Source organism: Litoreibacter halocynthiae (assembly GCF_004365635.1).
Taxonomy (GTDB): domain Bacteria; phylum Pseudomonadota; class Alphaproteobacteria; order Rhodobacterales; family Rhodobacteraceae; genus Litoreibacter; species Litoreibacter halocynthiae.
This window is the reverse complement of sequence record NZ_SOBH01000002.1, coordinates 62,703-74,496: the sequence shown is the minus strand read 5'-3', so window position 1 is coordinate 74,496 and position 11,794 is coordinate 62,703. Positions and strand designations below refer to the sequence as shown.

The 11,794-nt window shown below is 62.5% G+C and carries 11 protein-coding genes; 7 read left to right on the top strand and 4 right to left on the bottom strand.

The features are described from left to right. The first annotated feature begins 160 nt into the window (after nucleotides 1–160). Nucleotides 161–484, top strand: coding sequence for a 2Fe-2S iron-sulfur cluster-binding protein (locus BDE40_RS07545; RefSeq protein ID WP_134013882.1), 324 nt, complete (start codon nucleotides 161–163; stop codon nucleotides 482–484). Nucleotides 485–486: 2 nt separating this feature from the next. Continuing rightward, the gene (locus tag BDE40_RS07540; RefSeq protein WP_134013880.1) at nucleotides 487–1,230 is read left to right on the top strand and encodes an FG-GAP repeat domain-containing protein; all 744 of its coding nucleotides are present in this window, start codon (nucleotides 487–489) and stop codon (nucleotides 1,228–1,230) included. Between the two features lie 74 nt (nucleotides 1,231–1,304). Here the strand turns inward: BDE40_RS07540 and purD are convergent, their stop codons facing one another. After that, a complete protein-coding gene (purD, locus tag BDE40_RS07535; protein ID WP_134013878.1) occupies nucleotides 1,305–2,567 on the bottom strand; it encodes a phosphoribosylamine--glycine ligase in 1,263 nt (420 codons plus the stop codon). Nucleotides 2,568–2,631: 64 nt separating this feature from the next. On the opposite strand from purD, the gene xseA reads away from it, so the two are divergent. Further along, a complete protein-coding gene (gene xseA, locus BDE40_RS07530) occupies nucleotides 2,632–4,182 on the top strand; it encodes an exodeoxyribonuclease VII large subunit (RefSeq protein WP_134014705.1) in 1,551 nt (516 codons plus the stop codon). Between the two features lie 111 nt (nucleotides 4,183–4,293). On the opposite strand, the gene BDE40_RS07525 is transcribed toward xseA, so the two are convergent. Both BDE40_RS07525 and BDE40_RS07520 read right to left on the bottom strand, forming a co-directional pair. Further along, nucleotides 4,294–4,695, bottom strand: a complete 402-nt coding sequence (locus BDE40_RS07525; protein ID WP_134013876.1) for a hypothetical protein — start codon at nucleotides 4,693–4,695, stop codon at nucleotides 4,294–4,296. Between the two features lie 31 nt (nucleotides 4,696–4,726). Beyond that, nucleotides 4,727–5,770, bottom strand: coding sequence for an alkane 1-monooxygenase (locus BDE40_RS07520; protein ID WP_134013874.1), 1,044 nt, complete (start codon nucleotides 5,768–5,770; stop codon nucleotides 4,727–4,729). 184 nt (nucleotides 5,771–5,954) lie between these two features. Here BDE40_RS07520 and BDE40_RS07515 point away from each other — a divergent pair, with 184 nt between their 5' ends. Further along, nucleotides 5,955–7,640: an NAD(P)H-dependent oxidoreductase subunit E gene (locus tag BDE40_RS07515; RefSeq protein ID WP_134013873.1), complete on the top strand. Its 1,686-nt coding sequence runs from the start codon at nucleotides 5,955–5,957 to the stop codon at nucleotides 7,638–7,640. Between the two features lie 4 nt (nucleotides 7,641–7,644). Continuing rightward, complete coding sequence (locus BDE40_RS07510) at nucleotides 7,645–8,232, top strand: lysoplasmalogenase family protein (protein ID WP_134013872.1); 588 nt, start codon at nucleotides 7,645–7,647, stop codon at nucleotides 8,230–8,232. Here the strand turns inward: BDE40_RS07510 and BDE40_RS07505 are convergent. After that, entirely contained in the window at nucleotides 8,229–9,098 is an 870-nt protein-coding gene (locus tag BDE40_RS07505) for a lytic transglycosylase domain-containing protein (RefSeq protein ID WP_134013871.1), read from the bottom strand. The genes BDE40_RS07510 and BDE40_RS07505 overlap by 4 nt on opposite strands. A 106-nt stretch (nucleotides 9,099–9,204) precedes the next feature. Between BDE40_RS07505 and ftsY the strand changes: the two genes are divergently transcribed. Beyond that, complete coding sequence (gene ftsY, locus BDE40_RS07500; protein WP_211342416.1) at nucleotides 9,205–10,812, top strand: signal recognition particle-docking protein FtsY; 1,608 nt, start codon at nucleotides 9,205–9,207, stop codon at nucleotides 10,810–10,812. A 73-nt stretch (nucleotides 10,813–10,885) separates the two neighbouring features. Continuing rightward, a complete protein-coding gene (locus BDE40_RS07495) occupies nucleotides 10,886–11,791 on the top strand; it encodes a DMT family transporter (RefSeq protein WP_134013870.1) in 906 nt (301 codons plus the stop codon). Nucleotides 11,792–11,794: the final 3 nt, after the last annotated feature.

Below are 11,794 nucleotides of genomic sequence, written 5' to 3'. Positions count from 1 at the left end.
GCACAATAGCGCAACACGCCCCCCGCCGCCAAGCGCGACGAAGATGGCGCGGCAAACACTGCGGCTTTCGGGCCGCAGGGCAGTGCCACGCAGGGACTGGCAAAACCCCGCCGCTTGCACTACATGGCTGGTGACAAACGCTAAGACAGGGGCCGGACAGATGGCAAAAATCACTTATATCGAGCATAACGGCACAGAGCACGTCGTGGATGTGGCCAACGGGCTGACCGTCATGGAAGGTGCGCGCGACAACAACATTCCGGGCATCGAGGCCGATTGCGGCGGTGCTTGCGCCTGCTCGACCTGCCACGTCTATGTAGACGAGTCCTGGGTGCCGAAACTGCCGGCCAAGGAGGCGATGGAAGAAGATATGCTCGACTTCGCCTATGAGCCCGACGCGGAGAAATCCCGCCTGACCTGCCAGTTGAAAGTCACCGACGCGCTGGACGGCCTTGTGGTGCGTATGCCCGAAAAGCAGATCTGAGCATGGCGCGGCGTCTCCCGTCGCGCTTATTGCCCCGTGTCGCGCGCCGCGCGTGGCTGGCCGCGTGCCTGATTACGGGCGGGGCTGCCGCGGCTGACATACTTGTCGAGGCGCGTTACGCCGATCCCACGAGCCGCTACGCCCATGGCATCCTTGGCGATGCCATTGAATGGGGCGCGCTGGAACTGGTGGTCGAGGATTGGGCGCATAGGACCAAACGCATAATCCGGCTACCAGAGGACCGCGTGTTTGAAGACGTGGCCCCTCGCTTGGCCGATGTGGATGGCGACGGCAAGCCTGAAGTGGTGGTCGTCGAGACGCAGGTGAATACCGGCGCGCAACTGGCTGTTTATGACGAGACCGGCAAGATCGCAGCCACCCCGCATATCGGGCGTGCCAACCGCTGGCTTGCGCCTGTGGGCATCGCTGATCTGGACGGCGACGGACATATAGAGCTGGCCTTTATCGACCGCCCGCATCTGGCGAAAACCCTGCGCATCTGGCGCTACCGCGACGGGACGCTAGAGCACGTGGCCGATCAGCCGGGCCTGACCAACCATCGCATCGGAGAGCGCGATATCGGCGGCGGGTTGCGCATCTGCGGCGGTCAAGTCGAGATGATCACCGCCTCTGCCGACTGGCGCCGTGTCATCGCCACGCGCTTTGACGGCACATCCTTCACAATGCGCGATGTCGGGCCATATCAAACCCGCCGGTCCCTAACCGCAGCACTCGACTGCGGCTAGCGCCACTTAGGCTTCATCTTGGCCAAAATATTCCGGGGGGCCGCAGGCGGGGGCAGCGCCCCCTCCCGACCTGCCTATAAAGCACGCCAGCCTATATCGGTCCGGTTGAACCCCTCGGGCCAGTTGATCCGCTCGACCATCGCATAGGCGCGCTCCCGCGCCTCCGACAATGAGGCACCACGCGCGGTGACGCTCAACACACGCCCGCCCACGGCCGTCACCTGCTCGCCTTTGGCCTTGGTGCCCGCATGGAACACCATGTTGAAGCTGTCCTCGGGCAAGTCCTCAAGCCCGCCAATGACCGAGCCTTTTTCATAAGGTCCGGGATAGCCCTTGGACGCCATGACCACGGTGATTGCATGATCATCCGCCCAATTGACAGTCGCTTCCGCCAGCCGCTCCTCGGCACAGGCCAGCATCAGGTCCAGTGCTTGCGCGCCCAACCGCATCATCAGCACCTGACATTCAGGGTCACCGAACCGGCAGTTATATTCCACCAGACGGGGCTGCCCGTCCTTGATCATGAAGCCTGCGTAAAGCACGCCTTGGTAGGGGGTGCCGCGCCGCGCCATCTCGTCAATGGTGGGCTGCACGATCTCGGCAATTGCTTTGGCCGCAATCTCGTCGGACAAAACGGGGGCCGGAGAATAGGCCCCCATTCCGCCGGTGTTTGGCCCTTCGTCGCCGTCATAGGCCCGTTTGTGGTCTTGCGCGGTGCCGATAGGCAGCACGGTTTTGCCGTCGGACAGCACGAAATAGGAGGCTTCCTCGCCCTCCATAAATTCCTCGATCACAACTTCCGCACCAGCGTCGCCAAAAGCCCCGCCCAGCATGTCTTCCAGAGCGTCCAGTGCGGTGGCCATGTCCATCGCCACCACGACCCCTTTGCCAGCGGCCAAGCCGTCGGCCTTGATGACGATCGGCGCGCCTTGCTCCTCGACATAGGCCTTCGCGGCATCCAGATCGGTGAAATGCGCATAGCCGGCAGTGGGGGCATTCGCCGCGTCGCAAATCTCCTTGGTGAAGCTCTTGGACGCCTCCAGCCGCGCCGCCGCTGCCGACGGCCCAAAGCACAAAATCCCAGCAGACCGCAATGCATCCGCCACCCCTGCGGCCAACGGGTCTTCAGGCCCGACGATGACAAAATCCACCGAGTGGTTCTGCGAGAAATCAACCACGGCGTCGGGGCTCATAATGTCGAGCTTTGCGCATTCCGCCACGCTGGTGATGCCTGCGTTGCCCGGGGCCACGATCAGCCGGTCGCATTTGGGGTTCTGCATCACCGCCCATGCCAACGCATGCTCGCGCCCGCCGCTTCCAAGGATCAATATGTTCATCGCTGCTTCCCCTCCGGTTTCGGGCGTTCTAAGCTGGGCGGGCAGGCATCACAAGAGCGACGACATGGACCTTCTGGAAGACGACACACCGGGGCGCAACGAGCCGGAATACACAGTCTCGGAAATTTCGGGTGCGGTGAAGCGCACCATCGAGGGCGAATTCGGCCGCGTCCGCATCAAGGGCGAGGTCGGGCGGGTGATGGTCGCACGCTCCGGCCATGTCTATCTGGACCTCAAGGATGACCGCGCGGTGCTGGCCTCGATCATCTGGAAAGGGCAGGCGGCCAAACTGGCTGTGCAGCCCGAAGAAGGCATGGAGGTCGTGGCCATCGGCAAGCTGACCACCTTCCCGGGCCAGTCCAAATACCAGATGGTGATCGAAGACATCCGCCCCGCCGGTGTCGGTGCACTGATGGCGATGCTGGAGAAGCGCAAGAAGGCGCTGGAGGCCGAGGGTCTGTTCGACCCCGCCCGCAAAAAGCCTATCCCGTACCTGCCTGAAATCATCGGCGTGGTGACCTCGCCGCAAGGCGCGGTAATCCGCGACATTCTTCACCGCCTGCGCGACCGCTTCCCGCGCAAGGTTCTTATCTGGCCCGTGGCCGTGCAGGGCGAGGGCTGCGCGCCGCAGGTGACAGCGGCCATAGAAGGGTTCAACGCCATGACGCCGGGCGGGTCCTTGCCGCGGCCCGACCTGATCATCGTCGCCCGCGGCGGTGGTTCAATCGAGGACTTGTGGGGCTTCAACGAGGAAAGCGTCGCCCGCGCGGCGGCGGCCTCGGATATCCCGCTGATTTCGGCGGTGGGCCACGAGACGGACACAACCCTGATCGACTACGTCTCCGACATCCGCGCGCCCACACCGACCGCCGCCGCCGAGATTGCAGTGCCGGTGCGGCTGGACCTTTTGGCCGCCGTCGACAGCTACGGTGCGCGCATGGCGCAGGCGCTCAGTGGCATGGTTGGGGCCCGCAAACAACGATTGACCGATCTGTCCCGCGCACTGCCACGCGCGAGCGAACTCACCCAGACAGCTAGGCAGCGCTTCGATCTTGCAGGCGGGCGGCTGGATGCGTCGCTGAAGGCAGGGACGGCCACAAAGCGGCTGTCCTTCGAGAAAGCAGCCTCGCCGTTGCGCCCGTCGATTCTTGCGCGCCAGACTGAGCGGATGACCGCGCGTTTGACCCAAACCGCAGGGCGTCTGCACACTGCGCTGGACCGCCGTGCCGAGCGGTCGCGCGCGCAGTTTGACCATGTATCGGGCGGCCTGTCCCTCAAGGGTATCCAGCGCGATCTCGGTTTGCAGCGCGACCGCCTCGGGCGCACCACCCGCACGGCCTCGCAAGCGGGCTGCATTCAAGTCAAATCTTGGCGCGACCAGATGGAAAAGCTTGACCGCCTGCGCGAAACGCTGGGCTATCAGGCGACGCTGGAGCGCGGCTACGCAGTCGTCTGGGACGGCGACAAAGTCGTCACCAACAGCACACAGGCCCAAAAAGTCACCACTTTGGAGGTGCAATTCAAAGACGCCCGCATCCCAGTCGGCGCCGCAGCCAAAGCCGCACCAAAACCAAAGCCTCTGAAACCCGGCCAACCAAGCCTGTTCGACGACTGACCGCCCCCATCATTGCTTCAAAAATACCTCGGGGTGTGGGGCAGCGCCCCACTAAAATCGGGGGTGCGGGGGCTGGCCCCCGCTCTGGCGACTGCCGCAGGCAGGCGCAACTCAAGGCCGGTAACTGACACCAACATCCGGCCCGGGGCAGACCAGCGGATCGGAGCTCTTGCCAACTACGACGAGATCATCCGCCGGATCATCGCCGACAATACGCGCGCTCTGGCGCACGCCGTCATCAAAGAAATACCAACACAACGCGTCCGGTTGGTCATCATAGAGAAAACAAATCTCGTCGCCTTCGCCGAACCAGATCCCGCGCTGGCAGGTGCCGTCCAGAAAACTCCAGATCACCCGCCGGTCGCGCAGATATTGCTCGGCCCCGTAGGGCGCGTCGTGACGGTTGAAAAACACCGTGGTGTCGCGGGTGAAGGTCTCAAACTGGGATGGGGTCATCTTCGTTTCCGCCTGTGCAGGGCAGGCGATCAGGGCAAGAAGGCAAAGATGTTTCATCCGCACAGGATGCGGGTTGCCAGGGCAGGCGTCAAGCGCTGCGCCAGGCCTCGGCATGGGGGGTCATCACGCTTCTCCACCGCTTTGGCCACAGGGCGATACAAGCCATGACCGGTAGCGCGTAGGGCAGCATCGGGGCTTCCCCTCGGGCGGGGATTTCCAAGGCGGTATAGTGCTTTGCGGGGTGGGCGTGATGGTCGGAATGGCGCGGCGCATTCAGCATCCACAGCGAGGACAACCAATGCGGCGCGTTCCACGAATGAACCGCACTGACAGGCTCGAAAGAGCCGTCTTCCCGTTGGGCGCGTTCCAGCCCGTAATGCTGGACATAGTCGGACAGCATCAATTGCGTCTGGGCAAACGCCGCAAGCAGCAGATGCACCAACACCCCGCGCCAGCCCGCGATGACCAACGAGACCAGCAGCATCAGCACCGCCCCCCCGATATACAGCAGATAGGGATTGCGTCGGTCCCATCGTCCGGCCCCGATCTGCGCAAGCCGCGCTTCCTCGGCTTTCAGGCCGGCTTTGAAGCTGCCAAGCCAAGCGCGACGGGCAAAACTGTAGAAGCTCTCGCCCATCCGCGAGGTGTTGGGGTCGTTCGGGGTGCCCACATGGGTGTGATGCACCAGTGGATGGGCAGAGGCATGATGCCCGAACAGCAAAGAGATATAGACCCATTTTCCGGCCCGCCGCAGCCCGCGCGCGCCGCGGTGGATCAATTCATGCGCGTTGGAATTGCTGACCTGCCCCATGAACAGGCCCGTGGCCGCAAACAAGGCCAAGCCGCTGAGCGAAAACAGCCTCGTGCCGTGGCCGGACAGGGCCCAGACCATCAAGAACAGCAAGAAGAAATGTGCGCCGACCAAGACCAGTGACAACAGATCGGCCTCGTCATCCTCGGCCGGTTCGCCGTCGCGGGTCAGAGCGGGAATGAACTCGTCGACACCGGCGACAAACAGGGTGATGTAAAACAGCGCGATCCACACGGCCCAGCCGCCAAACAACGCGCCCGCCACCAGAAACGGCAGGGGAAAGAGCGTGGCGAGTGTGAAGGCCAGAAATGAGCGTGGCATTGATAATCGGTCCCTAATTAAGCGCGTCGGTGCTTCCTAGATAGTATGAATGCGCCCAAATCATGGAAGCCTTTTGAAAATTTGCGGCAAAGGCTGCGCAGGAACGTCCATAGAGGTCGTTTTTGCGTATCCCAATGGCGGTGTCACGGACTAGGTTTACGCTAAGCAAGATCGGGAGAGCATCATGGCGCTGGATGAACGCAAGGGCGTGTGGAAATCGGGCAAGGGTCGGGGACGCAAGTTCACCAAGGGACGTCAATATGATGACGCCGCGCTGGCCGAGGTGCAATCCTTGCTGGGAGAACGCCCGCGCAACCGCGATTTGCTGATCGAATTTCTTCACCTGATTCAGGACAAGCATGGCCACCTATCCGCCGCGCATCTGCGCGCGCTGGCCGAAGAGATGCGCCTGTCCATGGCCGAGATCTACGAGGTCGCCAGCTTCTATGCCCATTTCGACGTGGTCAAAGAGGGGGAGACGCCGCCCCCCGCGCTGACAATCCGTGTTTGCGACTCGCTGTCTTGCGAGTTGGCGGGCGCGCAAGCATTGAAGGCGGCCTTGGAGGACGGGTTGGATGCAAGCCAAGTGCGCGTGCTGCGTGCGCCTTGCATGGGGCGGTGCGACACCGCACCTGTGCTGGAACTGGGGCATCATCATGTGGATCATGCAACTGTCGACAAAGTGAAGGCAGCGATCGCGGCGGATCACACTCACGCACATATCTCCGATTATGAAACTTATAATATATACAAGGATACAGGGGGTTACGCGGCGCTCTTAACCTTGCGAGACGACGGCGACTGGGAAGATGTGCAGGCGCTGATCAAGGAAAGCGGCTTGCGCGGTCTTGGTGGCGCGGGCTTTCCTTCCGGCACCAAATGGGGCTTTGTGCGCGGCAATGCAGGCCCGCGTTATCTGGCCGTAAATGGCGACGAGGGCGAACCCGGCACCTTCAAGGACCGCTACTATCTGGAGCGGAAGCCGCATTTGTTCCTTGAGGGCATGCTGATCGCCGCTTGGGCCGTCGAGGCGGATCGCTGCTACATCTATATGCGCGACGAATACCCCGCCGTTCTGGAAATCCTGCGCCGCGAGATCGTAGCGCTGGAGCAAGCGGGGCTTGTTCCCGAAGGCTATATCGAGCTGCGCCGTGGTGCGGGGGCCTATATTTGCGGCGAAGAGAGCGCGATGATCGAGTCCATCGAAGGCAAGCGCGGCTTGCCGCGCCACCGCCCGCCTTACGTGGCGCAGGTGGGGCTGTTTGGCCAACCAACACTGGTTCACAACGTCGAAACCCTGCACTGGATCGCGCGCATCTGCCGCGAGGGGCCAGAGGTGCTGAACACGACCGAGAAGAACGGTCGTACCGGCCTGCGCAGCTATTCGGTTTCAGGGCGTGTGGCAAAGCCGGGTGTGTATTTGCTACCCGCGGGATCGACTATCACCGATATTATCGAGGCCGCGGGTGGCATGTCCGAGGGCCATGTATTCAAGGCCTACCAACCGGGGGGGCCGTCTTCGGGATTGCTGCCGGCCAGCATCAACGACGTGCCGCTGGATTTCGATACGCTGCAACCTTTGGGCAGTTTCATCGGCTCGGCGGCTGTGGTGGTGCTGTCGGATCAGGACTCCGCCAAGGCGGCCGCGCTGAACATGCTGCGGTTTTTCGAGGATGAAAGCTGCGGGCAATGCACGCCCTGCCGTGTGGGCTGCGAGAAGGCCGTGAAGCTGATGCAGGCCAACACATGGGACCAACCGCTGCTGGAGGAGCTGTGCGTTGCTATGGGCGACGCGTCCATCTGCGGGCTGGGCCAAGCCGCGCCAAACCCGATACGATTGGTGATAAAGCACTTTAGCGACGAAGTCTAAGTCATTGCTTTTTATTGTGTCTGCCCTGTGTGCAGCTGCTTACGGCGGCTACTATTGCTACCGTGACCCGCATTGGATCGGCGGGCTGGTCAAGACGGCCTCCACCGCCATTCTGGCGCTCGCAGCCTTTGCGTCCTTGCAGTTCGGTCTGGCCTTGGCGCTGGCCCTGTCCTCTGCGGGGGACTTCGCCCTATCTCGCAAAGGTGAGCGTTGGTTTATCGGCGGTCTCGTCTCTTTCGCACTGGCCCATGCGGTCTACATCGTTCTACTGGCAGGCGCGGGAATGCCGCCCGTCCTGATCATGTTCGTTTTGGCGGGCTTGGCGCTCTCCAGCCTGTGGTGGCTGCTGCCCTTTACCGGCGCGCTGCGCATTCCGGTGGCGATCTATGTGGTGCTGATCACGGGCATGGGAGTGGCGGCTTGGGGCCATGACAACTGGCTATTGCGCCTCGGGGCGAGCCTGTTCATTGCCTCTGACGTGATCTTGGCATGGCACCTGTTCCGCGCAAAGACCCCGTTCGTTCCGCGCCAAATCACGCTTTGGGCGTTTTACTATACTGGCCAAGTCGCGTTGATGGCCGGTCTGAACTAGTTTTTGTAAACCGCGCAGGCGCAGCCTTGTTTGCGGAGCTTGTTGCACAATGATTGTGCAGCACCACGCGTGTTGCGGCTGATACGGGCCATGTACCAGCCCTTCAACTTGGCGACGCGGTGCTTTTTGTAAATCACGTCCAGTTTTTCGCCCGCAACGGTGCCACGGCAACTAGCGGTGCGGGTGTTGAACTGTGTCCGCGCACCCTGCTTGGTGCGGTCGGCGGCCATTTGTACCCCCCATGGCTTGTAGCGCGGGGTCTTGCGCAGCGGAGTCAACTGCCGCTTTTGAGCCAAGGCGTAACAGGCGGTGCGGAAGGATCCGGCTTTGGACAGCCGCATGTCATGTGATGTCGGGGCCGCATCGCGCCACGCCTCGGCCTCCAGTCCGGTAATGATCGGTACATAGTCGATGGTCTCGGGGGCGAGGCCTTTGCCCTGCAAAAACCCCTCCGCCCGCGCCTCGCCGCCATTATAGCCAATGGCCGCCATCCCCTCATTGCCATAGCGCACAACCATTTCCGCCAGATACTGCGCGGAATGATCCATCGCATCGGCAGGGTTATACGGGTCTTTCAGCCCGCGTTCTGTGGCGGTCGAGCGAATGAACTGCGCAATCCCCATCGCGTTGGCAGGCGACAGAGCGTTGGGGTTGAAGCGGCTTTCCTGCCAGATCAGACGGGTAAAGAAATGCGGGTTCAGCCCGTGGGTTTTGGTGCTGGCCTCGATCAACTGGCACATGTCAAAGACGAAATGCTCGGCGCGGATGCACTGCACCTGACCCCATTTTCCAGATGTGCACATCGGATCGGGCGGGGCGGCCGCCGCAGGGGCCGACAGCATCAAAAACGCAAGCATCCATCTCATATGCCCAGACCTAACCTGACAGGCATTTGAGCGCCACATCTTCCATCTGACCGCGCGAAAGGTTAGGTGGGGTAAAGTCGGAATATTCAAGGCCTCGCAGTCCCCCATGTCCTTTTTCAAAAAGCTCAAGAGCAAGTTGTTCAAATCGTCCTCCAAGCTGGAGGAGGGGCTGGACGCGATTGTTGGCGATGGCGGTGTCGAGGAAGAGCTGGAAGACACGCAACCTGTCGCGGAGCCGGTTGATAACAGTGCCGAAATCGAGGCCGCCCGACAGGTGGAAGAGGCCCGCATCGCGGAGGCTGCTGCACAAGCTGCAAGGGATGCCGAAGCGGCAGAAGCCAAGCGTGTGGCAGAGGCGGAGGCGGAAAAACGCGCCGCCGTGGCATTGGCGGAGGCCGAGGCTGCCCGAAAAGCCGAGGCCGAAGCAGAAGCGGACGCCCTTGCAGCACAGAAGGCCGCAAACGCGCGCGCAGCACAGGCTGCAGCGGACGCGCAGCTTGAAGACGCGCGCGCCAGAGAGGCCGCACGCCTCGCCGCTGAGGCCGCTGAGGCGGAAGCCGTCGAGAATGCCCGAAAGCTGAAAGAGGCAGAAGCCAAGCTCGAAGAACAAAGAGCCTTAGCCGCGGCGCAGGCCGCAGAAGCAGACCGCCGCGCGCAGGCTGCCACCGAGAAAGCCGCCGAAGACGCAAAAGCCGCAGAGGAAGCCGCAGCACAAGCGGCCCGGGATCTGGAAACCGCCAAAGCCAATGTCGCATCGGCGCTGGACGCCCCTGACGCCGCTGCGGCGCTGGCGGAACCTTCCCAATCTGATGCGCCGGCCAAGAAACCCGGCCTGTTCGGGCGCCTTCTGGGCCGAAAAGACCAAAAGACCGTCATTCGCCGCGAGCTGGATGACGACATGCTGGAGGCGCTCGAAGAGTTGCTGATCGCCTCCGATATGGGCGTTGATACGGCCTTGCGCGTGACGGCCAATATGGCGGAAGGCCGCTTTGGCAAAAAGCTGTCGACACAGGAAATCAAGGAACTGCTGGCCGCCGAGATATCCAAGATCATGGAGCCGGTGGCCAAACCCATGCCGATCTACCCCAAGCGCCCGCAGGTGGTGCTGGTGGTGGGCGTCAACGGCTCGGGCAAGACCACGACCATCGGCAAGCTGGCGTTGCAGTTTTCCAATGCGGGCAAGAAGGTAGTGATCGCCGCGGGCGATACGTTCCGCGCGGCGGCGGTCGAACAGTTGCAGGTCTGGGGGGGCCGCGCAGGCGTTCCCGTGCTGACAGCGCCGGAGGGCTCCGACCCCGCGTCGCTGGTCTATGATGCGATGACCAAGGCCGAGGCCGATGGCGCGGACCTGTTGATGATCGACACCGCGGGCCGCCTGCAAAACCGCGCCGATCTGATGGAGGAGCTGGCCAAGATCGTCCGCGTGATCCGCAAGAAGGACGACACCGCTCCGCACAACACGTTATTGGTTCTCGATGCGACCACGGGGCAGAACGCCCTCAATCAGGTCGATGTGTTCCGCCAGATCAGCGACGTCTCCGGCCTTGTGATGACCAAGCTCGACGGCACGGCCAAAGGCGGCGTGCTGGTGGCGCTGGCGGACAAGTTCGGCCTGCCGATCCACGCCATCGGGGTGGGGGAGCAGATCGACGACCTCGCGCCGTTCGATCCCGAGGAATTCGCACAAGCCCTCACGGGTGCCGCCACCGAGTAACACCGCATTAAGGTTAACGCGCCCCCATGGTTTCATCTTGGCTTAAATATTCCCCCCGGAGGGTCCCTGCATCATGAGCACATGGCTCGTCTCGCTGGAGGGCACCGAGGCCGGACACCAGCTGGCGCTGATCCTCGCGCTCACCGCAGCTCTCTTGCACGCCATCTTCGGCGCATTGCAAAAAGGCCGTCACGACCCGTGGCTGTCACGGGGGGCCATCGATTTCAGCTACGGCCTCATCGCCGCCCCCTTCGCGCTGTTCGTCGTCCCGTGGCCGGAGCCGCATATGTGGCTGATCTTCGCCATCGCGTTTGTGATCCACTCGATTTACAAGCTGTTGCAGGCCTTCACCTATAGCCGCGGCGCCTATACAGTCGTCTATCCGGTCGTCCGCGGGACCGGTCCGCTTTTCGCCGTTATCACCGCGTATTTCTTCTTTGGCGAGACCTTCAACCTCGTTCAGTGGTTCGGCGTCGCCACCTTGCTGGCGGGCATTTACGGGCTGGCGGTGTATAATCTGCGCACCATCACGGTGAACCGCGACACGCTGGTCTCGGCGCTGTGGCTGGCAGTGGCGACGGGGATGTTCGTCGCCCTTTACACCACCTATGACGCCTACGGCATCCGCGCCACGGCGGACCCGTTTACCTTCCTTGCGTGGTTCTTCTTTATTGACGGACTGTTCTTCATCCCGCCCATCGCCGCGCACCGCTGGTGGCGCATGGCCGATCGCCCGACATTGGGCCCGCTGATGCAGCGCGGCGTGCTGGGCGCTTTCGTGGCGTTTTTCTCGTTTGGCGCAATCATGATGGCAACACGGCTCGACAATGTGGGGGAGGCTGCGGTATTGCGCGAGACCTCGACCGTGTTTGCCGCCCTGATCGGCTGGCTGGTGCTGGGGGAAAAGGTCGGGCCGCGCCGATTGACATTGATGGCGCTGATCGCGCTTGGCGCGGTGATCGTGGAAGCAGGAGGCTAGAGC